Genomic DNA, 22,291 nt, shown 5'->3' with positions numbered 1-22,291 from the left:
CGTCGCTGATGGACGCGCAATATTTCCTCACCGTCGCGAACGAGACGATGTGGGTGCTGGCGCTCGCCGCGGCACCGATCCTGATCCCGGCTTTACTCGCGGGGCTGATTCTCGGCATGATCCAGGCGGCGACATCGATCAACGAGCAGACCTTGTCGTTCGTGCCCAAGCTGATCGTCGTCGCGATCTCGATCCTGGTGTTCGGCAGCATGATCCTCGGGCTGCTGAGCGATTTCACGATCGGCATCTTCGAGCGGATTCCCGATCTCGTGCGATGAGCGTGCTCGGTTTCGGCCTTTCGATCGAGCCGCAGCTCTGGGCTCTGGTCTTCGTCATGGTGCGGATCGGCGCGGCGTTCATCGCGGCACCGGTGTTCGGCGCGGTGTCCGTGCCGGTGATGGTGCGCGTGACCCTGTCGGGCGCGATCGGTTTCCTCGTCCTCGCGACGCATCAGGTGGTGCCGCCCGCGCAGGTCTTTTCCGCCGCAACGATCCTTGCCATCGCCGCCGAGGCGCTGGTCGGGCTGGCGATGGGGTTCGTACTGCAGATCGCCTTTGCCGCCCCGATGCTGGCAAGCGAAGTGATCGGCATTTCGATGGGCATCGGCTTCGCCAATGCGATCGACCCGCAGAACGGCCGGTCGAGCCCGGCGCTCGGCCAGTTCTTCTCGATCATGCTCACCTTGCTGTTCCTGTCGGTCAACGGGCACCTCGTGCTCGTCGAGATGATCGTCAAAAGCTATGATGTGATGCCGGTCGGCGCGGCATGGATGGGCGCCGAGCAATTGAAGGGCATCGCCTTTTTCGGCGGCTATACCTTCCTTGCCGGGCTGTTGCTCGCTTTGCCGGTCGGCTTCCTGCTGCTGTGCCTCAACCTCGTCGTCGGCATGCTGTCGCGCTCGGCGCCGGCGCTCAACCTGTTCGCGGTCGGCCTGCCCGCCAGCCTCGCGGTCGGCGTCATCGCGCTGGCGATGGCCTTCCCGGCGATGGGCGATTACATGCTCGTCATCATCCGCGAGGCGCTTGCCGCGACCCAGAACCTGGTGCTCGGCTGATGGCTGAGGAGTTCGGCGACAAGACAGAAGCGCCAACCGCCAAGCGGAAACGCGATGCGGTCGAACAGGGCGACATTCTCCGCTCGCGCGAATTCGCGACGGCGTTGGTGGTGCTGGCCGGCTGTGGCTGGCTCGCCCTGTTCGGCCCCTCATTGGTCGCCGCGTGCAAGGCGGTGATGACCTCAAGCTTCCAGTTCGGACGTGGCGATGTCGACGATTTCGAACCGTTCCGCCCAATCATGGCATCGGGCTGGAAGCTCGCGCCGTCGCTGATCTCGCTGTTCGTCATCACGCTCGGCGCGGCGATCCTCAGCCAGCTCGGGCTCGGCTCGCTCAACTTCAACGGCAAGCTGCTCGCGCCCAAGGCGGGACGGATCAACCCGGCATCGGGGCTCAAGCGCATCTTCGGGCCGCAGGGCTGGATCGAGCTCGGCAAGTCCCTGCTCAAGATCATCCTGCTCGGCGCGATCGGCAGCTATATGCTGTGGTCGTCGTCGAAGATGATGATCGGGCTGGTTTCGTCCGATATCGAAGCCGCGACCAGCACGCTCGGCGGCACGCTGATGGGCATATTGTTCGCGATGGCGGCCGGGTTGCTGATCATTGCCGGCATCGACGTACCGATTCAGCTGATCCGCCTGCTCAACAAATTGCGCATGACCAAACAGGCGGTGAAGGACGAGCATAAGGAAAGCGAAGGATCACCCGAAGCGAAGGGCGCGATCCGCCAGCGCCAGCGCGAGATGATGCGGCGCGGCACACGCAAGGCCGTGGCCGAGGCACATGTCGTGCTGACCAACCCGACGCATTTCGCGGTCGCGCTGCGCTACGATCGCGACAACGACCAGGTGCCGGTGGTGGTCGCCAAGGGACGCGGCGCGATGGCGCTGGCGATCCGCGAGATCGCCGCCGACAACAAGGTGCCGGTGCTGGAATATCCCGCGATCGCACGCGCGGTCTATTACACCAGCCGCGAGGGGCAGGAGGTCCGCGACGACCTGTATCTCGCGATCGCGACGATCCTGGCCTTTGTGTTCGGCGTCAATGTCGCGGCCGGCGGCAGTGCGCCGCCCGTCGCGGTGCCGCCAACCGCGCGATTCGATGAAAACGGGGTCAAGCAGGACTAAAGAATCACCGGCTTCGGTCGTTCTGACAGGAGAGCGAGAAGGAACATCATGGCCACCACATCGATCACTTCCGCGCTCGGCGCTGGTTCGGGCGTCGACATCAAGGAACTGGTGGCGTCGCTGGTCGATGCGCAGTTCGCCAACAAGACCAAGCAGCTGACCGCCAAATCCGACGCGCTGACCAAGCAGATTTCGGGCGTCTCGACGCTGAAGAGCGGCATTTCCGGTTTTGCCGGCGCGCTTGCCGCGCTGGCCAAGGGCGGCACGCTGGCAACCGCGCCGACCAGTTCGAACAGCGGCATTCTGAAGGTCAGCGGCCTGTCCGGTGCGAAGCTCGCCGGCTTGTCCGCCTCGGTCGAGGTGCGCCAGTTGGCCGCGCCGCAGGTCGCGACCAGCCCCGCCATAGCCGATCCGATCGCGTCGGTCGGCCTGGGCAGCTTCACCCTGACGTTCGGCAAGGCGACCGTCACCGATGGCGCGATGACCGGCTTCACCGCCGGCGCCGCCGCACCGATCACGATCCCGATCACCGCCGGCAATTCGGGCCTGAGCGGCATCGCGCGCTCGATCAACGCCGCCAATGCCGGCGTCACGGCGACCGTGCTGACCGACGCCAATGGCTCGCGGCTGAGCATCAAGAGCGCGACCGGCGAGGCCAAGGCCTTCACCCTGACCGCGAACGAAGATCCGGCGGCGCCCGGCCTGTCCTCGCTCAACATTGGCCCCGGCGCGACCGGCACGACGATCGGCTCAGTCGCCAAGGACGCGATCGTCGCAGTTGACGGCGTCGCGCTGCAGCGGCCGAGCAACAGCATCAGCGACCTGATCCCGGGCGTGAAGCTCGACCTGGTCAGCGCCGCGATCGGCACGACCGTGACCCTCGGCACCAGCGCGCCGACCGCCGCCCTGTCCCAGGCGGTCAATGACTTCGTCGAGACGTTCAATCAGCTCGGCGCAGCCATCAAGGAACAGACCGACCCGGTCACCGGCCTGCTGAAAAGCGATTCCGCGACCGCGACACTGGCGCGATCGATGCGCCAGTTGACCCTGACCCCATTGCTGACCGACGCGCCCAATGGCGTACCAGCGACGCTGGCCGAGATCGGCGTGCAGACCAATCGTGACGGCACATTGTCGGTCAATGCCGCGCGGCTGACCGAAGCGCTGACCAAATGGCCCGATACGGTCGAAGCAATGTTCGCCGATGGCAGCGGCGCGTCAGGAAAGGGCCTGTCGGCGGCGCTGACCAGCATTTCCAATACCGCGATCGACACCAAGGTCGGATTGGGCGCAAGCACGGCGCGCTACACCAAGGCGCAGGCCGACCTGGCCGACGATCAGAGCGATCTGGCCGACGCCGAAGACGTGATGACCAAGCGGCTGACCCAGCAATATGGCGCTATGGATGCGCGCGTTGCGGCCTATAAATCCACCCTCACCTTCCTGCAGCAGCAGGTCGATGCCTGGAACAGCAGCAAATAATGTACGCGACCATACTGGGTCGTGACCCGGAAGCCACCTATCGCCAGATCGACATAGCGGGACGCACGGCGGAGGCCGATGGGCCGGCGCTGGTGCAATTGCTCTATGAGGAGCTGATCCGCGCACTCGGCGCGGCGGCCTGGGCGGCGGAGAATCGCCAGTTCAGCATGAAGAGTGAAAAGGTCACCCGCGCCACCGCGATCCTGTTCGCGCTTGAGGCGGGGCTCGATTTCGAAGCCGGCGGTACCGTGGCGACCGCGCTCGCCCAGCTGTACGGCAGTGCCCGCCGCACCGTGGTCGACGCGAGTATCGGTCACGATCCGGCACCGTTCCGCGAGATCGCGGCCAGCCTGACCGAGATCGCGCAAGCCTGGCGCGAAGCGCGCGCGGCATGATCGTTTCGGTTCGTTAACCAAAAAAAGACAGCCCCGGACTAGCGTTGCCGCATCATCAGCGGGAACGGACCGACCCATGGAGCTTTTCGAACATCCGGACATGCCGTCACGGCCCGGGCCGGTGCGCACGATCCTGGCGGTCGACGACAGCCGCACCAATCTCGGTGTGATCGGCCGGCGGCTTGCCCATCTGGGCTATCTGACCGCGCTCAGCGACAATGGCGCGGAGGCGCTCGACCTGATCGCGGCGCGCGGGTTCGACCTGGTTCTGCTCGACATGGTCATGCCGCGCATGTCCGGGATCGCCGTGCTGCATGAGATTCGCGACAACCCGGAAACTCGCGACCTGCCGGTCATCATGTTGACCGGCCGCAGCGATCCCGCCGCGGCAGTCGAGGCGCTGGCCGCCGGTGCCGACGACCATGTGGCCAAGCCCTTCGCGTTCGAAGTCCTTGCCGCACGGATCGAGCGCACGCTTGCCCGGGCCCGGCGGATCAACGAGCTGAAGCGGTCCAACGCGGTACTCGATGCGCGCATTGCCGCGCGGGCGATGGAACTGGGCGAGGCGCGGTCCGAACTGGCCGAAACGCGCGCCGACCGGATGCGGCTGATCGCCTCGATCCAGGCGCTCAACGACCAGGTCGAGCGGCTGAACCTGAACGGCTAGGGGGCGAGCCCACCGACGCCCTGGGCTTCGCTCTGTTACCTCCTGTTCTCTCCTGTTTCTGGCACTATTTTTTTCGCTCCTGTTATTGTTGGATCGAGGTTTCGATTATCCGATTGTTTTCAACAGCTTGATAGCGCCGTCCCTGTTACTGGAAAACGGGAGCGATAACAGGAGCGTTTTAATCGAAACAGGAGCCTGTGCTCGACGCTTAGCGGCCATAAGAAAGAGCGGAGACAAGAGTGGCTGACGGGATCTCGTCCAACCGTCACGGTGGCGCATCTCGCAGCTTCATTGAATCGCCACCTGCAGGAAAGCGCCCAGGGCTGGTGTTGACAGATCCGAGGCGGCTGGATGGAGAAGCGCTAGCCGAGCGTCAGGTCGACCGACAGCCCCTCACCGGAATCGTTCGGTGGCGCGGCGCATTCGACCCGCACCGCGTCCGCTCGCGCTCGATCGAGGATCGCCGCAGGCACATCGGCACGGTGAAAAATGCGATCGGCAAGCGCCAGCGCCCGCGCCTGGCGCAGCGTAAGATCATCGACATCGGTCGATGTCAGCACGATCTCGACCAGTTCTGGCCGGCTCGTGCCGGGTCCCGCCGCGACCCATGCCGCGACAGCATCCTGGTCCGCCAGAAGCGGATCGAGCGCCCCGCCCTCAGCCAGCGCGCCGCCCAAGGCCCGGCGGCGGTCGCCCTGATCGGGATATCTGCGCCGGATCGCATCACGCCCTGCAAACAGCGCCGTCGCCACCGCGCCCAGGTTTGCTGGAAGCAGCGCCTCCAGCCGCTGACGCAGCGCCGCCGCCAACCCGGCCGACGCCCCACCGGTTCCGATCGCGACCAGCACCGGATCGCGGTCGACGATCGCCGGCAGGGTAAAATCGCACCAGTCGGGCCGGTCGACCGCATTGATCAGGATGCCACGCGTGCGGAGCCGCCCGACCGCCGCCCGCGCATCGCCCTCGTTGGCGATCGCGACGATCGCCAGTGCCGCCTCGCTCTCCTCGCCGCCGATCACGGCACCGGCGCGCTCGAGCACGCGCCGCTTGGCGTCCGCCGCCTCGCCTTCGCCAAGCAGGATCACCGGCCGGCCTGCCAGCCGCACGAACAGCGGCAGGCTGTGCCAATTCATCCCTTCAGCCAGTCGGGCAGGCGTTCAGCCGCCAGGATGGTCTCGGGCTGGATGCGGTCGGCGACCACCGCGAAACGGTCGCCATCGACCAGCACCTCGGGCACCAGCGCGCGGCTGTTATAGGTGCTGGCCATCGTCGCGCCATAAGCGCCGGCACCGCGGAACACGGCAAGGTCGCCGGAATGGACCTCGTCGATCTCCCGGCCCATCGCGAAGGTGTCACCGCTCTCGCATACCGGCCCGGCAATATTGGCGGTCATGCGGCCCCCATTGGGCCGGACCGCCACGAAATCATGCCAGGCATCGTACAGTGCGGGGCGGGCCAGATCATTCATTGCGGCATCAACAATGACATAGGGGTTGATCACCCCCGGCTTGACCCAGATCACCTTGGTGAGCAGCACACCGGCATTGGCGGCGATCAGCCGGCCGGGCTCGAACATCAGCTCGACGTCCCAGTCCCTGGTCACCCGCGCGACCATCGCGCCATAATCGGCCGCGCTCGGCGGCACGTCGCCCGCCTTGTAGATTACACCGAGGCCGCCGCCGAGATCGACGCGGGTAATGAAATGGCCGAACTTGCGCAGTTCCGCGATCAGTGCGCCGATCCGCCGATAGGCCGTCTCGAGCGGCGCGAGGTCGAGCAACTGGCTGCCGATATGGATCGCAATGCCGTGCAGCGCGAGCCCGTCGAGCTCGGCAAGCCGCCCATACATCTCGACTGCCTGATCGATCGGCACGCCGAACTTGTTCTCCTTGCGTCCAGTCGAGATCTTCGCGTGCGTGCCGGCATCGACGTCCGGATTGACGCGCAGCGTCGCCGGCGCGCGAATGCCGCGCGCATGGGCGAGCGCGGCGAGCACTTCGCCTTCTTCCTCCAGTTCGAGATTGAACTGGCCGATTCCGGCATCGAGCGCGGCGGTCAGCTCCTCGCGGGTCTTGCCGACGCCCGAGAAGACGATATCCTTGGCCGGCACGCCCCCCGCGAGCGCGCGCATCATCTCGCCGCCCGAGACCACGTCGGCGCCATAGCCTTCATTGGCGAGCACGCGCAGCACCGCGAGATTGGGATTGGCCTTGATCGCATAGGCGAGATGGATCCGGGTCACGCCCGCGCCGGTCAGCCCGTCGCGAAAGGCGCGCGCATGGCGCTGAAACGCGGCGGTGGAATAGACATAGACCGGTGTGCCGACAGCATCGGCGATGGTCGAGAGCGACACGCCCTCGGCATGGAGCGCGCCGTCGACCGGCGTAAAATTATCCATCAGTGGCGTGCCATCAATTCGAGGGGGGAGATTGAACTCATCGCTGCGCCGCTCGTCCGAGCTTCTGAGCAATTCATCGCTGCGTTCGGGGCGGGTCTGGTTGCCCGGTTTGAGCAGTTCCTTGGCCGTCGGGGTCGATTTCGCGCCATAGGGCGCAACCGGCAGAGTTTTGCCCGGCGCCGGTTGCAGCCCCCGGGATGCGCCGCAGCCGGCGAGCAGCAGCGCAAGCAATGAAATCGCAAACCTCATCGTCCGTCTCCCTCACGCGCCGCCGCGATCGCCGCCCGTACCCGTGCCGGCGCGGTGCCGCCAAAGCTGGTCCGGCTGGCGACCGATGCGTCGACGCTCAGAACGTCATAGACCGTTGCGTCGATCCGCGCATCGATTGCCTGCAGGTCGGCGATCGGCAGCTTGTCGAGCGCGACGCCCAGTTCTTCGGCGCGTTTCACTGCGCTGCCCGTGACGTGATGCGCCTCACGGAACGGAATGCCGCCCTCACGTACCAGCCAGTCGGCCAGGTCGGTCGCGGTCGAGAAGCCGGCTTCCGCAGCGCTGCGCATGCGATCGGTCCGGAAGGCTGCGCTCTCGACCATGCCGGTCATCGCCGCGATCGACAGGCCCAGCAGGTCGTGCGCCTCGAACACGGGTGGCTTGTCGTCCTGCATGTCCTTCGAATAGGCGAGCGGCAGCCCCTTCATGGTGATCATCAGCGCCGTCAGGCAACCGATGATCCGGCCCGAATGGCCGCGCACCAGCTCCGCCGCGTCAGGATTGCGCTTCTGCGGCATGATCGACGAGCCGGTCGACCATTGATCGCTGAGCGACACGAAGCCGAAGGGTTGCGAGGCCCACAGGATGAACTCCTCGGCCAGGCGCGACAGATGCAGCGCGCACTGTGCGGCCGCCGTGAGATATTCGATCGCGAAATCGCGGTCGCTGACCCCGTCGAGCGAATTGCGCGTCGGCCCGTCGAAACCGAGCGCCGCTGCGGTCGCGTCGCGATCGATCGGGAATCCGGTCCCGGCCAGCGCGGCCGAGCCGAGCGGGCTGCGGTTGAGCCGCGCGCGCGCATCGGCGAAACGGCTGCGGTCGCGCGCGACCATCTCGTAATAGGCCATCAGATGATGGCCGAGCGTCACCGGCTGCGCGCTCTGCAAATGGGTGAAGCCGGGCATGACGCTGTCGGCATGTTCCTCGGCGCGGGTCAGCAAGGCGTGCTGGAAGCCGGTCAGCGCCACCTCGACCTGGTCGATCGCGTCACGCACCCAGAGCCGGAAATCGGTCGCGACCTGGTCGTTGCGCGAGCGGGCGGTATGCAGCCGGCCGGCGACCGGCCCGATCAGCGCGGCGAGCTTCGCCTCGGTCTGCATATGGATGTCTTCGAGCGCCAGATCCTCGGCCACGCCGTTCGCGTCATAATCCGCCGCGACCTGGTCGAGACCGGCGGAGATCGTTGCCGCGTCCTCGGCCGAGACGATGCCCTGCTTGCCCAGCATTGCGACATGCGCTCTGGATCCGGCGACATCCTGACGCCACAGCCGCTTGTCGAACGGGATCGACGCATTTATCTCGCGCATCACCGCCGCGGGGCCCTCGGCAAAACGCCCGCCCCACATCGCATTGGAACCTGTCATGTCGCTGCGCTCGACGATCATCTGTCTCCTGGGAGCCGGCCTGTTGGTCGGCGGTTGCGATAGGCAAGACTCGGCCGCGGAGCAAGCGAACGCCGCAACACCGGCCAAAGTGGGGGCAAATGGGACCGAGAATGCGGCGACCGCTTCGGTCGAACCAGCTTCGGCGCCAGGGGCACCGAAAGAGGGCGAGAAAGTGATCGTCGACACGATCGGCACACTCGACCGCAGCCATAAGGGTGAGAAGGCACCCGGCGTGCCGTTCCAGACTCCCGCCGGCACCAAGACCTCGATCGCCGATTTCGCGGGCAAGCCGGTGCTGCTCAACCTGTGGGCCACCTGGTGCGGCCCGTGCGTCGCCGAGATGCCGACGCTCGATGCCGTTGCCGGGCGCATGACGGTGGTCGCGGTCAGCCAGGATCTCGAAGGCGCGGCCAAGGTCACGCCGTTCTTCGCCCGGACCGGGGTGAAGAACCTCAAGCCCTATCTGGACCCCGATGTCGCGCTCAGCACCGCCTATCAGGTGAGCTTGCCGACCAGCATCCTGTACGATTCGTCGGGCAAGGAAGTGTGGCGGATGACCGGCGGGATGGACTGGACCTCCGAGACCGCGAAGCAATTGCTGGCCGAAGCGGCCTAGGGTCGTTTTCAACCGGACGGCACCAGCCCGTTCAGGTAAAAACGACTCCAGGCGCCGGTTCGGGCCGCCGCGCGTCCATCATCCCGCGTTCGCGTCAGCGACCGGCCAGCTCGCCGCGTTCAAGATGCGCGCGGAGTGCCGCGTAATAATCCGACAGGAAGGCGACGTCATCCCCGTCGCGGGGCAAGCCGGCCTTGCGTCGGATCGTGTCGGCGATGGTGGTCACCTGCTCTTCGTTGCCGCGACGCAGCACGCCTTCGAGCGTCTGCAGCTGATGGGCGCCGTACATGTTGAGCGCCGCCGCGCTGAACACACGGCGCGGCCGACCCGCGCCGCTCGCGAGAGTATCCGACTTGCTGTCGCGCCGGCGGCCGACCATCAGGCCGCGTTCGAGATGGACGCAGAGCGCCGCGTAATAGTCCGACAGAAAGCTGTAATCATCCCCGTCGCGGGGCAGGCCGGCCTTGCGCCGGATCGTTTCTGCGACCGTGGTCACCGCATCGTCCCGGCCGCGCCGTAGCACGTCTTCGAGCGTCTGCAGTTCATAGACGCCGTAGAGATTGAGCGCCGCCGCGCTGAACGTCCGGCGCGGCCGGGCGCTGCCGTGCGCAACAAGATCGTGGCCGAGTTCTTGCCGCGCCACGCGCACCACCCAGGTGCCGGCAAGCATGTCGCCGATCCGGAGCCGGTCGCGGTTCATCAGCGGGAAGAACAGGAAGATGCCGCTCCACAGCAGCGCGAAGATCGCCAGAAAGGCGTCGGCCGCCCCCTGTGCGGTCTGATAGCCGAGGAAGGACAAAGGCAGGAAGACCTCGATCTCGCGCATCGCATTGCGCGCGATCACGGCGCCGCCGGTCAGTCGCGCGCCATCGCGCGCCACCACGCGCAATCCCATCACGCGCTTGCCTGGCGTAGCGCCGCGCCCGCCCATCTCGAACATGACGAACCAGCCGAAACGCAGCACGAAAAAGCCGATCAGCCATATGATGGCGAGGATTTCCGTTGCACCCGAGCGCAACAGAAACAGGATCCCGATCGTCATCGCGATCAGCGTGCCGACCACCATCAGCGCGTCGAGCAGAAAAGCGCCCGCACGCGTCCCCGCGCTGCCGAGTTCGAGCTTCAGATCGACCCCCTCGGGCGTGATGAAACGCCGGCGCAGCGGATCGATCATTTTCAGCTCAGTCATCGGCGCTCTCGCGGCGCGGCAGATAGAAATATGCCGTCCAGCCGACCAGCATCGCCAGCCCGATGCCGTAGCGCGCCAGATCGTCATTGATGGTCTGGCGCCCGATCCCCTCCAGCAGCCCGGCGACCATCAGCATGATCACCGCACCACCCATCACCAGAGCGCCGGTGCGCCCGGCGTCGATCGCCGAATCGGCGCGCGACCGGCGCCCGGGAAAGGCGATCGCGGTCCCGATCCTGAAGCCCGCCGCTCCGGCCAGGATGATTGCGAAAAACTCCGTCGTGCCGTGAATGATCAACCAGCCACCCAGCGCATAGCCGAGCCCCTTGGCGGCATAGAGCGCGATAAAGGCGCCGAGCATCAACCCGTTATAGAGGATCAGCAGTACGGTCGGGACGGCAAAGGCGAAACCGAGCGCGAAGGAGAAGACCGCGATCTGCGCATTGTGCGTGAACAGGAAGGTCGCGAACACCGCCAGCGCATCCTTCTGCTCGGCATAGAGCACCGCCTTCAGCGTCTCGGCCGAAGCCGATGGATCGCGCCCGCCGGCAAGACTGCCCGGGATGAGGCTATAGAACCAGGTCGGCTCGTTCTTCACCAGCAGATAGCCGACGATCGTGCCCGCCAGGGTCAGCAACAGGCTGACCAATGTCTCACGCCACAGCGATTGCACCGCGCGCGGCCAGCCGCGTGCGAAGAACTGGCCGAGCTGCCGCCAGGCCGAGGTCGGCACGCCGTAGAGCTGGAAATAGGCGCGGGTGGACAGCTGTTCGAGATAGACGACCAGCGCATTGTCGAGCGAGGTTTCGCGCGCCACCGACAGTGACGAGAGCGTCGCGCGATACAGCAGCGGCAAGGCGAGCAGTTCGTCGTCGCTGAGCCGGTTCAGCGAGCGCTTCTCGATCCGCGTAACCAGCGTATCGAGCTGTTCCCATTCGGCTTCATGGGCGGCACGAAAGCGGCTCGCATTGACCAATATCGGCTGGGCTTCGATGAGCGCGCTCATAGCAGGTTGCGCCGCTTGAGATCGATATAACCGCTCACCAGCCGGTCTCCCACACGGTCATATTCACTTTCGATGACGTGCACGCCGAGGTGCCGCAGGCGAGTCAGCACGAGCAGCCGGTCGCGCAGCAGCGCCGCCGCGGTGACCGCGCGAGTCACGTCGGCCGGTGTCTGCGGCCGCGCACCGGTGAGCGCCTCCAGCTCCTCATCACGCAGCACCACGACCATCAGCAAATGCTTCTCAACCAGGCGCGCCGCGGCGCGGACCATGAATTCGGCGGAAGTCAGGTCGGTGAATTCGGTGAACAGCACGATCATCGAGCGCCGCGTCAGACGCTGCGCGAGCGTGACCAGCGCGAAAGTGTAGTTGGTCTCGTCCTCGGAATAGTCGATACCCGCGGCAAGCCGCTGCAACTCACTGAACCCGGCGGCCCCCGAGATCAGGCCGCTGGCGATGCGCGGGCGCGAATCAAACGCATGCAGCGCGACACGGTCGCCAAGCTTCAGCGCCACCCAGGCCGTGAGCAGCATCGCCGCCACGGCGCGATCGACGCGCGGCAGACCGGCGACCGGTTCCGACATCTGCCGCCCGGCATCGACGGCAAAGACAATCTGGTTGTTGCGTTCGGTACGGAACTCCTTGGCATGGAGCTTCTGGTGGCGTGCCGATTGTTTCCAGTCGATCGCGCGGCGATCCATGCCGGAGTGGAATTCGACCAGCGATTCGAACTCGGCGCCGTCACCGCGATCGATCTGCGCGATCAGGCCCTGTAGTGCGTGGCGCTGGAATATCTGCGCGCCGCGTTCGCGCACCGGGCGCACATCGGGCAGGATGCGCATCGCAGCCCGCTGCGCGATGCGGCGTTGCTTCCAGACCAGCCCGAGACCGCCCTTCCAGCGCAGCCACAGCGTGTCGAGCCGGGCGGTGCCGCGCCGGATCGTGGTGAGCGGGAGGAGCGCCGAGCCGGCCGGCCCGGCCAAGCCCATGATCAGCCGGTCGTCCTCCGACGGCACGAGCAGCGGATCATTGCCGATCGCCACTTCGACACGGGCGGGCGCGGATCCCGCGAACATCACCCGGATCGTCGCATCGATCGTCGCCCCGACGCTGGCCGATTTCGGCAGCTCAAGCGTCGCATTGCCTTGCGCCGGCCGGATCCCCGACAGGGCGTCGAACGCAGCGAGCAGCAGCACCGCGCCGGGCCAGACCAGGCCGGCATACCAGCTGCCCGGCAAAAACACGGCGACAAGCAACGCGAACGGCGCACCGGCCGCTGCGAGCAGGATCGCCGAGCGCGTCGGATAGATCAACGCGGCGCCTCGATCGTGTCGATGATGCCGGCCACCACATCCTCGATCGCGCGCCCGTCAATCTCGGCGGCGGGAGACAGGATCAGCCGGTGGCGCAGCAGTGGCGGAGCGAGAATCTTGACGTCGTCGGGGATGACGAAGTCGCGTCCGTCGAGCGCAGCGCGCGCGCGCGCGGCGCCCGCCAGCATCGCGCCGGCCCGCGGCGACGCACCGCTCTCCAGGTCGGCCACGTCGCGCGTACCGCGGATCAGCGCAGCGATATAATCGATCACTTCATCGACCAGCTTCACGCTCGCAACCGCCTCGACCGCTGCCTGGATGGCCTTCGCATCGCCCTTTGCCTCGACGCCCCAATTCTCCGGCGACATCGCCGACCGGCGCGCGCCGTGCGCGGCGATGATGCGGCGTTCCTCGGATGCGCTGGGATAATCGACCGTCTGCTTGAACAGGAAGCGATCGAGCTGCGCCTCGGGCAGTGGATAGACGCCCTGCTGCTCGATCGGATTCTGCGTCGCGACGACCATGAAGTGATCGCCGAGCGCGAGGCTCTCGCCGTCGATCGTCACGGTGCGTTCCTGCATCGCCTCGAGCAGTGCCGCCTGGGTCTTTGGCGGGGTGCGGTTGATTTCGTCGGCGAGCAGCAGATCGGTGAAGATCGGGCCCCGCGTCAGCGTGAAGGTCGAGGTCTGGAAGTTGAACAGATTCGCGCCGATGATGTCGCCCGGCATCAGGTCGGGGGTGAACTGGATCCGCCCGAAATCCAGCCCGACCGCACGCGCGAAGCTGTGCGCGAGCAGGGTCTTGGCCGTGCCCGGCGGTCCTTCCAGCAGGATATGCCCGCCGGCGAACAGCGCAACGAGCATCAGTTCGACCGTCGCCTCCTGCCCGATGACGGCCTTGCCGACTTCCGCGCGGATCTGTGCGGCCAATGCCTGCACGTCTTCCATCGTCACCCGTTCTTCTCCCCTTGCCAGTCATGGAGTGCCTGCGCGGCGGCAAGCAGCGCGCGTCTGTCGTCGGCGGTTTCGGCGGCGCGCGCGAGATCGCTGAACGTCCCGCGCCCGCCAAGCTTGTCGAGATAGGCGTCAAGCGCCGCATCGCGCAACCGTGCCGGCACGCCGAAAGCGGCGACGGCGCGTTCGCGGATGACCTGCGCATAGCGCCCGCCGAGCATCGCCTCGCGCCGGGCCTTGCGCACCAGGGCCGCGGTATTGTCGACCAGCGCAGCCTTGCCGAAGGCGATCGCGCGCGGGCGGCGTTGTGGCGAGCCGAACCGGCCCAGCGCATGGAGGCCGGCGAGCAGCAAGGCGGCGGCGATCGCCAGCGTCATGGCGAGAAAGGGCGGCGCAAAGGCCAGTTTGAGCGGACTCGGGCTATGACCAAGACCGTTGAGCGTCACATCGAACGCAATACCCTCGGCACCGGTGTCGCTCAGATAATCGAGCAGAGCGAGCGCGGCCTGTGCCTGGTCGGCATTCTTCATACCGCGGTTCGACAGCAGATCGGGGTCGGCCAGCACGTACAGGTCGGTGCCGATCTGGCCGAGCACGATCCGCCCTTCGCGATCGGTGATCACCGGCTGCAGGCCGGCGCCGGTGATGGTTTGTAGCGGCCGCGGCGCGGTGAAGCGCGCCGGGGTGCCGGTCTGTGCGTCGACCATCGTTTCCGGGACGATCAGCGGCGCACCGCCACTGGGCCGGCGGGTCACGGTCAGCTTGCTGCCCGGGGCAAGCACGCGTTCGGGTACGTCGCGCGGATACAGGCCGACATAGCGCACCCAACCGGTCACCGCGGGATCGGCCTTGGTCGCCCATTTGGGCAGGATCATCAGCGTCGGCTTGTCGGCCCGGCTCTGGATCGGCAAGCTGACATTGGTCGTGCCATCGGGTGGCGACAGGATGACGAGATCCCCGGTCTCGAATTCGTGATCGTTGCGGATGATGCGCGGATGGCGTCCGGTCGCCTCCACCAGCCGGTACAGGCCGCTGAAGCCGATCGCGGCGCGCGACAGCGCGTGGGTTCCGCCGTTATTGCCCGACCGGAGATCCGGCGCAAAGGCACCGAGCACCAGCGTCGCGACGAATGCCAGGATGCCGACGATCAGCATCAGCGCGACGGTCAGCGGGCGGAATGCGGAATCGCCACCGCCAATGCGCCCCGTTGCCGCGTCGCTCATTTCCATACCTTGGGCAGAGCAAAGTCGGCATAGGCGGTGCGCGCCTCCGACCAGTCGGTCGCGCCGACCGCGCGGCCGCCGAACAGGCTGCGTTCGACGATTCGTGCGATCCCGGCGAAGATGTCGCGCGCGGTCGACGGAATGGCGTCGGCGGCGGCGATATCGCGGCTGGTCAGCGCCGGACGGATCAGGCGCGGCCGCCGACGTCCGATATCCTCGATGCTGCGGATCAGTAGGTGGTGCACCGCCTCGGCATAATGCCCGTCCGCCGCAAGCGCGTCGGCCTCGCGCAGCCAGGCACGGGCCGGCGCGGCTTCCGGCGTCCATTGCGGGTCGTCCTCGGGCGCAGCATCGGCAATTATACGGCGGCGCCAGCGCGGCCAGCGCCAATGGCCGTTGCGAACCCGGTCGACGATCACCCAGAGCAGCAGCAGCACCGCGACGATGAGAATGCCCCAGAGCAGGATGCGCGCATAGGGAGCGTCGGGCAAGAGGTCGAACAGCCAGGCGATCCCTCGTCCGACCGGGCGCAGCACGGAGGCGACCCATTCGCCGAGCTGATGGACCCATTCGGGCGGTTTGGGGGGCGGTGGGGCGGCGCGGAGATCGAATTGTACCGAAGTGTCGGCGCGCAACGCGTCATGCGCCGCAGTAAAGCGGCGCGCGGCGGCTGCCGCCGCTTCCTGCGATGATGCCGATGTCACGAATGTCCCCCGGACCGCGATGAACCGCTTTCACGAACTTATCCAAAGAGATCGCGCATGCAATGAAGAAGTTCACAATCGAACCTTCGCTGTGGACAGGATGCGCCAGCTGGGTCAGATTGTCGCCGGAAGGCCGGGGCATGGCCACGGCGGCAAACGGGGTGAAAATCACATGGCTACAAACGTCGCGGTGCCTTTGGGCGAACCGGTCTCGATCGGACGCATCTTGAACCGCACCTTTTCCGCAATTGCCGCCAACCCGGCGGTGATGCTCGGCATCGCCTTTCTGTTCGGCGCCCTGCCCAGCGTGATCTCCGGCTTTTTCGGCCAGCGCCTGCAGATTGCGCTCGCAGGGCAACCCAACGCGTTCCGCGACGGCATCATCATCAGCATCGGCCTGGGAATCATTGGAGTGGTTCTGTCGATGATCGTGCAGGGCGCGCTGGTCCGTGCGACCGTGGCGTATAGCGAGGGCCGGCGCGCCAGTTTCGGCGAAAGCGTGGCGGCCGGGATGAGCGTGGCGTTACCGCTGATCGGCCTGGCGCTGATTGTCGGTCTCGGCGTCGCGATCGGCTGGGTGCTGCTGTTCGTGCCGGGGATCATGCTGTACGTCATCTGGTCGGTCGCCGCCCCCGCCCTGGTCGAGGAACGTACCGGCGTGATCGGCGCACTCGGCCGCAGCCGCCAGCTGACAAAGGGCGCTCGCTGGAAAGTCTTCGGGCTCGAGCTGCTCGTCGGCGTCGTCTATTTGCTGGTCTCGGGATTGCTCGGCTATGCGCTGATCGCCAGCGGCGGCGGGGTTCAGGCGATGGCCCAGATGGGCGAAAACGGTCTGCCGATCGGATGGCTGATCGGCAACGCCGTGGTCGCGACCCTGATCAGCGTCTTCTGGAGCACCGTGCAGAGCTCGCTTTATATCGAGCTGCGCAACTGGAAGGACGGCCCGCAGACACAGCAGCTCGAAGAGGTTTTCGCGTAGGTCACATGTACCGGGGCAAAGCCCCGACTCGAGATTGGGTGAACGAGATCGCCTGCGGCAACGACATGGTCATCGTTGCTGGACCATGGGCGGCGGGTATCCCCGGATTCTTGATGCCGCGCGCTCGTTACGGTGTCGGGCGCCCGTCTCGTACGAGATCAGCGTTCCGCCTGCGAGTTCGGCGGGTGGCGTGAGAGATGCGCAACTGACGATGAATGGAAGCATCGGCCCGGCTATGACGGCCAGCCGGTGCTTTCGGGACAATCGGCGCTGTTTTCCGGAATCGCTGCCGATTTCCGGAGCCTGACACTCGAACGAGCGAGCGGAATCGCGCGGCTCTCGAATAGCGGAAAAGCTGGATGCCCCGTGAGGATTCGAACCTCAATTAACGGAGTCAGAGTCCGTAGTCTTACCTTTAGACGACGGGGCAACAGCGAGGGTCACTTAGGTGGCGGAAAACTGTGGGTCAAGGCTGTTGGCGCTGCGACGGTGCGACGAAATTTTGTCGCACGTGCGACAAAAGCGTCATCGGGCGCGCGAATGCCTCTCGATAATTTCGGCTCGACGCTCGCCGTTCCAGCCGTCGCGATCGTTCAAAAAGTCGGATAGCTGGACAGCCAAGGTCCGCGCAATCCGGTCGATAAACGCGGCCCGCGCATCCCTGCGCCGCAGCCCGTCGAGGCCTAGAACTTGCTCGCGTCGACCGATCGAAAGCACTTCCGCGACCTCCTCTCGATCGATGCGATATGCAAAGGCGCACTCTACTCCCAAGCCGGAAAAATCCATGCGGATGTCGGCGTGCTGCCCCTCGGTCGACGGTGCTGCGCGATAGTCGGTCATGCTTGTTCCTCTCGATCGGCACGGCGCTGCAGGCCGGCGATGCCGGTAGCAACGCAAGCGCATGCTCCCTCGGTATTGCCCGGCATATACGTGTCCAGAATCGTCTTGCGGCCTAGTACGGCGTGGCCGCTAAGGGCGGTGATCCATGGCAGGCGGGCACCCATGTTGCTGTAGAAGGTCATGCCGGTGCGGCGCAGGTCGCGGAACTGGCACTGGTTGATCTGTTCGGCCAGTGCGTTGTTGCCGGCCATGGTCGCATTCTCCGCAGCGGCGGTGCGGGCGGCCTTGAAGCGGCGCTGAAACATCCAGTCCGGCATGGGCTGGCTGGCGTCGTCGGGATGCTGGAATAGGAAGCCGGTGGGGCTGGCGGACAGCGCCGTTTCGACGCGATCGTGAAACTGTGGCGGCATTGGCGCATCGATCCACACGGCGGTCTTTTGCTGGCAGAGGCGGAAGCCCATCACCCGGCCGCGCGGGTTGGCGAGCAGCGCGGCGTGATCGCGATCGACATTATCGTATTCGCGCCATGCCAGCCGATTGAGCGCGAGGATATCCGCCTGGCGCTGCAGCGACCAGAAGGCGAGATCGATGCCGAGTTCGACCTCGGGCAGCTTGAGCCGGCGCGCGGCGGCGACGATCGCCAGCATGACCGCATCGTTCATCACGTTGCGGCGGCTGGGCCGTTCCGGGATATCGCAATTGACCGCGGCGTTTTCGCGCACGATCCCTTCGCGGACCGCCCATGCGAGCAGCAAGCGCAGCACGGCGAGGGTCGAGGCGGCGCGGTGGATGCTGTGGCCGCTGACCAGTCCGTTGCGCAGATCGCGCACCAGCTGCTTATCGATGTCGCGCACCGGCAGCTGGCCATCCATTGCCCAATGGTCGAGCTGGCGCAGGCGGGTGTCATATTCGCGGCGCGAACTGGCGCGCAGCGTCGTGAAGGCATCGCTTGCGCGGTAGCGGGCCATCAGCTCCGCGAAGCGCACGACGCGCGGTGCGGGGCGCAGCACGGCGGCTCCGTCGCCGGTCGCGCCGGTCTTGTCCCATTGCACGACCTGGGCATTCAACTCCATCGCCTGGATCACAGCTGGGCCATGGTCATAACCAAGCTTGACGTTGACGAATCCGGCGCGGCGCAGGCGGGCGCTGGGTTTCCAGTGCCACATGGTTTGACCATCGGCGAGCTTGCGCGCGAATAGGCACGGGATCTGGCGTTGCTTAGGCATTGACCTTCTCCTGTGGGCGGGCCGCGATGGCCAGTTCATCGGCGAGCGCATCGGCACCGCCTTTTGCCGCCAGCTGGCCGGCAAGGTCTTCGAGCAGTTTTGCCGGCGGTGGCTGCTTACCGCCCGCCATGCGCTCGATCGAGCGCAGCGCTATGCCGGTGTCCCGCGCGGCGGCTTCGCGTCCGCCTATATGGGCGATCCATTTGCGGAAGGCGGCGGTGCGCGCAGCGTCGCGAGGTGTGGGCATTGGTCGGTTTCCTTTCACCGGGTAGATTCGGGCGGTAGCGTCAGGGCGTGGAAGGTGCGCCCGGGGAGGGTGTGGCGTCAACGCCTGCTCCTTTGCAGGCTGCAAGCGCGGCATCGACGGCTCGCCATGCTGCCAGCTGGTCAGGATCGTCGTCATCTTCCCAATTGCTCGGCCGGACCGCTGAAATCTGATTGAGCGCAGCGACAACGCTGGGTCGCGCCTCGCGCCTGAGGAAGCGCATCGCGGATTCGACAGGCGTCCAATCGCTCACGTCGCCCTCAAAGCCGAGATCGGGCCGTTCTTCCCGGAAAAAGCGCGCCAGCCGGTCGCTATCACGGTCTCCCCGGATAGCGGTCAAGGTCATGTTGGCGAAGCGCTGGACAATCCGGGTGGCCGCAGCTCGACATGCCACTGGAGATGCGAACGCGCCGATGCCGTTGCTCAGTTCGGTAGTGATGACGTTGACGGCATCGTCCAACAGGTCGCTCGCCTCCATTTCGGGCGTGCGGATCAGGGGAATATGGCCATGGCCGTTGAGCTCGATCATGCCTCAAATTCCCAGCCGTGGACAAGACGTGATATTTCACCACGGACCGCTTCCCGGCCGGGTTCATTCTTCGCCTCAATATCGTCGGGGTGGCTTGCCGGGATGAAGCGATTTATGGCGGTTTCCAGCAACGCTTTTGCTTTGCGCGGGTTGCCCACCAAGGCGTTTGCCTCACATTTCCACACGCCAAAATTCGCGAGATAATCCTGCACATATGGCTTGTAATGATCGGGGTGGAGCGGGCTGGACAAGTCACGTCCGCCTCCCGTTTCGAGGTTGGCTATCTTCATCAGGCCCAAGCTATCAATCTGATCTTCCGTCAGGCCGATATTGACCACCTCGAAATTAGGATCGTGCCAGTCCAATCCCTTGATGTTGCTGCAGGACATGAACGTGCGGTGTAACCCTTCCACGATATGGAGGCCCTTTGGATCATGATCGCCAATGGCCAGTAGGATGCAGCGCCGCCCTTCGTTGCTATGATCCCGAAAACGCTTGAGCATGGCAAGCCGGGTGTGAATATCCGTGTCGCCTTTGCCGTTGGTAATCCGCACGTTGTAACGATCGGCGGTTGATCGAAATATTTGCACAAGATCCTTCTTCTCTACGATCAGCTCAACATAATAGTCGAGATCGTCCCAATATCCGGTTTCATAGAATGACTGCGCCCAATCTCGTAATCGGTCGCTAATTTCATCAATGGCGTATTGCGCGAGTTCTTCGGGCGTGTGTGTCGTTGCCTCAAAGTCGAAAACATCGGTGGCAATGCGCGAAGCATCCGGCTCGATCACGTCAGGATCAAGTTCGCCGTCCTTTCGCATATCGGTGAGTAGCTTTTCGAAGCGATCAAATTCGCCTTTGGTGATTAGCCCCAAGCCCTCGGCGTAGTATGCCCAGCCGCGCGGTCCAAACTTGTAGCCCGTCTCGTTCGACATACGCTCGATGACTTCGCCCATTTCGAACCGGGCTTGTTTGCGCACGTGCAGCGGGCCGGTTGTTGGCGGCATTTGAAAATCATATGTGCCCGTCATGCGGCCATCCTTTGCGGCTCGATCGCGGCCGGGATGGACGCGATGTCAGGGGAATTGAGCCAGCGAGCGATTTGCTCGAGCTGGGTGAAGATGGCCTCGGCTGCGGCGCGATCGGTCGTGCCGTCGAAACAGCGAGCAAGCTGCTCATCGGCACGCCGGCGGGCCTCGGCGGCGAGGATGGCACGAGTTTCGCTCGCGGGCGGCAGCAGGCCGGGTGTTACCGGCTCGCCAGCAGACATGCGCGCATAGGCTTCTATGGTGCGCCAGATGGCGTCCGTGCGCCGCGCGTCCATCCCTTCATCAAGCGATCCGGTCGCCATGATGTTCGTCCAGTGCGGCATCATGCGGGCGCGCTCGGCCGCTGCGGCCCAGGCGGCGCGGGCCGGATCCGCGTCACGCGCAACGTGCGGCGGGGAGAAGGCGAACAGTTGGTGCCAATAGCGGGCATGAACCGCATCGAGGCATTCGAGTTTCTGTGCGGCGGTCGCGACAGTCAGCGGGTTGGCGGGCGCGTCGATCCATTTGGGATAAGCGTTGCGGCGCAGTTGCAGTTCGCGGCGCAGCTCGCGCACGCGGGTCGGCCAGTCGAAGCAATAGGGCGCTGGGTTGACGGCATATGCCTGATGACAATGCCGGGCGATGCTGGCCGCAAGGCGATGATGGTCGGCGATGATCGCGCGCCAAACCGCTATATGCTGGTCCGCCTCTTCCTGTTTCAGCTTATCGGCCGCAACCAAGCCGGGATAGACGCGGATGCGCCGCTCCAGTTCGGTCTGTAGTTCGATCATCTGTTCGTCCAGGGGCACGGCGCGCGGTGCGCGTACGGCGAGCGACGATTTCATGGCGAAATCGTCCGTGAGCGGACGGCCGGTCATGCGTCTTGTTCCGGTGGCGGCCCGCGAAACATGGCGGGCGGGCGGCGTCGGCCGTCACGGCAATAGCCGCACTTGCCATTGACCAGCCGTCCCATGTCTTCGCCGCAGCCGTCGCATTCACCCGCTTTGCCCTCGGGAATGGGCTGGCGCGCAGCAGCGATGCCGCGCGCCAGATGTTCAGCCTCGATTTCGGCGGCGAGGTCAGCTTCGTCGGCCATCAGATCGAGCTCGGCTCGCTGCGTTCGGAGCGAAATCCGCCGCATGTGTTGATTGCCAAGGCGATCGTTTCTGCGAGGCGCGTCACGTCCTCATCCGGTCGCTCATTGTTCACATCGACGGTCAGTACCGTGACGCCGGCATGATCAAGGATATCGCCAACATTCTCGTCATCGAGCCGCAGTGGCAGGACGACGCCAAGAGTTTCGAGCGTGGAAAAATAGCGATCGTTGTCGGCTTGCTTGTCGAAGCGGAGTTCCGCCATTAATTTTCCTTTCCGTAGCCCATGCCGGTCAGCGCCTTGGCGACCAGATTCCAGACGTGCAGTTTGAGGCGCTGGTGACCGAGAACCTTGCCCTCGCGGGTAAGGCTGTTGGTCAGCATCGCGCGGTGCAGCTGTTGTTCCGACCGGCCGCGCATGGTGCGCGTGCGGTAGTCGCCGCGGGTGACGTCTCCCCCAATGTTGTCGATCGTCATGCGGGCCAGTTCCCTGCGCTGACCGTCAACGGCCGACCACAGTTCGACCTTGACCACGATCATGGCTTGCTGAC

27 protein-coding genes and 1 tRNA gene are annotated in these 22,291 nt (G+C 65.5%); 8 read left to right on the top strand and 20 right to left on the bottom strand.

Translation table 11 applies throughout. The annotated features are described in order from the left end of the window. The first annotated feature begins 8 nt into the window (after window positions 1-8). From fliQ to H3Z74_RS21985, 6 genes are all read left to right on the top strand, one after another. Window positions 9-278 (top strand): flagellar biosynthesis protein FliQ, encoded by a 270-nt coding sequence (fliQ, locus tag H3Z74_RS22010; RefSeq protein ID WP_187761626.1) that lies wholly within the window; start codon window positions 9-11, stop codon window positions 276-278. Further along, window positions 275-1,054 carry a flagellar biosynthetic protein FliR gene (gene fliR / locus H3Z74_RS22005; RefSeq protein ID WP_187761625.1) on the top strand — a complete coding sequence of 260 codons (780 nt, stop codon included), beginning with the start codon at window positions 275-277 and terminating at the stop codon, window positions 1,052-1,054. Before fliQ ends, fliR begins: the two co-directional genes overlap by 4 nt. Beyond that, window positions 1,054-2,181: an EscU/YscU/HrcU family type III secretion system export apparatus switch protein gene (locus H3Z74_RS22000; protein WP_187761624.1), complete on the top strand. Its 1,128-nt coding sequence runs from the start codon at window positions 1,054-1,056 to the stop codon at window positions 2,179-2,181. The genes fliR and H3Z74_RS22000 overlap by 1 nt, the downstream gene beginning before the upstream one ends. A gap of 48 nt (window positions 2,182-2,229) precedes the next feature. After that, the gene (gene fliD / locus H3Z74_RS21995) at window positions 2,230-3,663 is read left to right on the top strand and encodes a flagellar filament capping protein FliD (RefSeq protein WP_187761623.1); all 1,434 of its coding nucleotides are present in this window, start codon (window positions 2,230-2,232) and stop codon (window positions 3,661-3,663) included. Then, window positions 3,663-4,058 carry a flagellar export chaperone FliS gene (fliS, locus tag H3Z74_RS21990; RefSeq protein ID WP_187761622.1) on the top strand — a complete coding sequence of 132 codons (396 nt, stop codon included), beginning with the start codon at window positions 3,663-3,665 and terminating at the stop codon, window positions 4,056-4,058. Before fliD ends, fliS begins: the two co-directional genes overlap by 1 nt. Window positions 4,059-4,134: 76 nt before the next feature. Continuing rightward, window positions 4,135-4,725 carry a response regulator gene (locus H3Z74_RS21985; RefSeq protein WP_229726729.1) on the top strand — a complete coding sequence of 197 codons (591 nt, stop codon included), beginning with the start codon at window positions 4,135-4,137 and terminating at the stop codon, window positions 4,723-4,725. A 362-nt stretch (window positions 4,726-5,087) separates the two neighbouring features. On the opposite strand, the gene H3Z74_RS21980 is transcribed toward H3Z74_RS21985, so the two are convergent. The 3 genes from H3Z74_RS21980 to argH all read right to left on the bottom strand — a co-directional run bounded on the left by H3Z74_RS21980 (window position 5,088) and on the right by argH (window position 8,739). Next, entirely contained in the window at window positions 5,088-5,858 is a 771-nt protein-coding gene (locus H3Z74_RS21980) for a precorrin-2 dehydrogenase/sirohydrochlorin ferrochelatase family protein (RefSeq protein WP_187761621.1), read from the bottom strand. Beyond that, complete coding sequence (gene lysA, locus H3Z74_RS21975; protein WP_187764469.1) at window positions 5,855-7,123, bottom strand: diaminopimelate decarboxylase; 1,269 nt, start codon at window positions 7,121-7,123, stop codon at window positions 5,855-5,857. The genes H3Z74_RS21980 and lysA overlap by 4 nt, the downstream gene beginning before the upstream one ends. A 245-nt stretch (window positions 7,124-7,368) precedes the next feature. Continuing rightward, window positions 7,369-8,739 carry an argininosuccinate lyase gene (argH, locus tag H3Z74_RS21970; protein ID WP_187764468.1) on the bottom strand — a complete coding sequence of 457 codons (1,371 nt, stop codon included), beginning with the start codon at window positions 8,737-8,739 and terminating at the stop codon, window positions 7,369-7,371. Window positions 8,740-8,866: 127 nt separating this feature from the next. Between argH and H3Z74_RS21965 the strand changes: the two genes are divergently transcribed. Beyond that, window positions 8,867-9,394: a TlpA family protein disulfide reductase gene (locus H3Z74_RS21965; RefSeq protein ID WP_326838795.1), complete on the top strand. Its 528-nt coding sequence runs from the start codon at window positions 8,867-8,869 to the stop codon at window positions 9,392-9,394. 94 nt (window positions 9,395-9,488) lie between these two features. Here the strand turns inward: H3Z74_RS21965 and H3Z74_RS21960 are convergent, their stop codons facing one another. The 7 genes from H3Z74_RS21960 to H3Z74_RS21930 are packed head-to-tail and all read right to left on the bottom strand — an operon-like array spanning window position 9,489 to window position 15,951. After that, complete coding sequence (locus tag H3Z74_RS21960; protein ID WP_315443539.1) at window positions 9,489-10,583, bottom strand: RDD family protein; 1,095 nt, start codon at window positions 10,581-10,583, stop codon at window positions 9,489-9,491. Then, complete coding sequence (locus tag H3Z74_RS21955; RefSeq protein WP_187761619.1) at window positions 10,576-11,589, bottom strand: stage II sporulation protein M; 1,014 nt, start codon at window positions 11,587-11,589, stop codon at window positions 10,576-10,578. Before H3Z74_RS21955 ends, H3Z74_RS21960 begins: the two co-directional genes overlap by 8 nt. Beyond that, on the bottom strand, window positions 11,586-12,899 hold the full coding sequence (locus H3Z74_RS21950) for a DUF58 domain-containing protein (protein WP_187761618.1): 1,314 nt from the start codon (window positions 12,897-12,899) through the stop codon (window positions 11,586-11,588). Before H3Z74_RS21950 ends, H3Z74_RS21955 begins: the two co-directional genes overlap by 4 nt. Continuing rightward, window positions 12,896-13,846 carry an AAA family ATPase gene (locus H3Z74_RS21945; RefSeq protein WP_390901784.1) on the bottom strand — a complete coding sequence of 317 codons (951 nt, stop codon included), beginning with the start codon at window positions 13,844-13,846 and terminating at the stop codon, window positions 12,896-12,898. Before H3Z74_RS21945 ends, H3Z74_RS21950 begins: the two co-directional genes overlap by 4 nt. 2 nt (window positions 13,847-13,848) lie before the next feature. Further along, the gene (locus H3Z74_RS21940; RefSeq protein ID WP_187761616.1) at window positions 13,849-15,075 is read right to left on the bottom strand and encodes a hypothetical protein; all 1,227 of its coding nucleotides are present in this window, start codon (window positions 15,073-15,075) and stop codon (window positions 13,849-13,851) included. Beyond that, on the bottom strand, window positions 15,072-15,779 hold the full coding sequence (locus H3Z74_RS21935; RefSeq protein WP_187761615.1) for a DUF4129 domain-containing protein: 708 nt from the start codon (window positions 15,777-15,779) through the stop codon (window positions 15,072-15,074). Before H3Z74_RS21935 ends, H3Z74_RS21940 begins: the two co-directional genes overlap by 4 nt. Then, a complete protein-coding gene (locus tag H3Z74_RS21930) occupies window positions 15,715-15,951 on the bottom strand; it encodes a hypothetical protein (RefSeq protein ID WP_187761614.1) in 237 nt (78 codons plus the stop codon). Before H3Z74_RS21930 ends, H3Z74_RS21935 begins: the two co-directional genes overlap by 65 nt. On the opposite strand from H3Z74_RS21930, the gene H3Z74_RS21925 reads away from it, so the two are divergent. Next, the gene (locus H3Z74_RS21925; protein WP_187761613.1) at window positions 15,952-16,758 is read left to right on the top strand and encodes a hypothetical protein; all 807 of its coding nucleotides are present in this window, start codon (window positions 15,952-15,954) and stop codon (window positions 16,756-16,758) included. Between the two features lie 356 nt (window positions 16,759-17,114). On the opposite strand, the gene H3Z74_RS21920 is transcribed toward H3Z74_RS21925, so the two are convergent. The 10 genes from H3Z74_RS21920 to H3Z74_RS21875 all read right to left on the bottom strand — a co-directional run bounded on the left by H3Z74_RS21920 (window position 17,115) and on the right by H3Z74_RS21875 (window position 22,280). Further along, window positions 17,115-17,188, bottom strand: a tRNA-Gln gene (locus H3Z74_RS21920). Window positions 17,189-17,283: 95 nt separating this feature from the next. Then, window positions 17,284-17,598: a hypothetical protein gene (locus H3Z74_RS21915; protein ID WP_187761612.1), complete on the bottom strand. Its 315-nt coding sequence runs from the start codon at window positions 17,596-17,598 to the stop codon at window positions 17,284-17,286. Continuing rightward, complete coding sequence (locus tag H3Z74_RS21910; protein ID WP_187761611.1) at window positions 17,595-18,824, bottom strand: phage integrase SAM-like domain-containing protein; 1,230 nt, start codon at window positions 18,822-18,824, stop codon at window positions 17,595-17,597. Before H3Z74_RS21910 ends, H3Z74_RS21915 begins: the two co-directional genes overlap by 4 nt. After that, window positions 18,817-19,071: a hypothetical protein gene (locus H3Z74_RS21905; RefSeq protein WP_187761610.1), complete on the bottom strand. Its 255-nt coding sequence runs from the start codon at window positions 19,069-19,071 to the stop codon at window positions 18,817-18,819. Before H3Z74_RS21905 ends, H3Z74_RS21910 begins: the two co-directional genes overlap by 8 nt. 40 nt (window positions 19,072-19,111) lie before the next feature. Next, window positions 19,112-19,618, bottom strand: coding sequence for a hypothetical protein (locus H3Z74_RS21900; protein ID WP_187761609.1), 507 nt, complete (start codon window positions 19,616-19,618; stop codon window positions 19,112-19,114). Then, window positions 19,615-20,649 carry a hypothetical protein gene (locus H3Z74_RS21895; RefSeq protein ID WP_187761608.1) on the bottom strand — a complete coding sequence of 345 codons (1,035 nt, stop codon included), beginning with the start codon at window positions 20,647-20,649 and terminating at the stop codon, window positions 19,615-19,617. Before H3Z74_RS21895 ends, H3Z74_RS21900 begins: the two co-directional genes overlap by 4 nt. Continuing rightward, complete coding sequence (locus H3Z74_RS21890; protein ID WP_187761607.1) at window positions 20,646-21,524, bottom strand: hypothetical protein; 879 nt, start codon at window positions 21,522-21,524, stop codon at window positions 20,646-20,648. The genes H3Z74_RS21895 and H3Z74_RS21890 overlap by 4 nt, the downstream gene beginning before the upstream one ends. Next, window positions 21,521-21,742: a TraR/DksA C4-type zinc finger protein gene (locus tag H3Z74_RS21885; protein ID WP_187761606.1), complete on the bottom strand. Its 222-nt coding sequence runs from the start codon at window positions 21,740-21,742 to the stop codon at window positions 21,521-21,523. Before H3Z74_RS21885 ends, H3Z74_RS21890 begins: the two co-directional genes overlap by 4 nt. Next, window positions 21,742-22,005 carry a hypothetical protein gene (locus tag H3Z74_RS21880; RefSeq protein ID WP_187761605.1) on the bottom strand — a complete coding sequence of 88 codons (264 nt, stop codon included), beginning with the start codon at window positions 22,003-22,005 and terminating at the stop codon, window positions 21,742-21,744. The genes H3Z74_RS21885 and H3Z74_RS21880 overlap by 1 nt, the downstream gene beginning before the upstream one ends. After that, window positions 22,005-22,280 carry a hypothetical protein gene (locus H3Z74_RS21875; protein ID WP_187761604.1) on the bottom strand — a complete coding sequence of 92 codons (276 nt, stop codon included), beginning with the start codon at window positions 22,278-22,280 and terminating at the stop codon, window positions 22,005-22,007. The genes H3Z74_RS21880 and H3Z74_RS21875 overlap by 1 nt, the downstream gene beginning before the upstream one ends. Window positions 22,281-22,291 lie beyond the last annotated feature (11 nt).

This window comes from Sphingomonas alpina (assembly GCF_014490665.1).
GTDB classification, from domain to species: Bacteria; Pseudomonadota; Alphaproteobacteria; order Sphingomonadales; family Sphingomonadaceae; genus Sphingomonas; species Sphingomonas alpina.
Note: the sequence above shows the minus strand (reverse complement) of the source record. Positions and strands in the feature narration are given on the sequence as shown.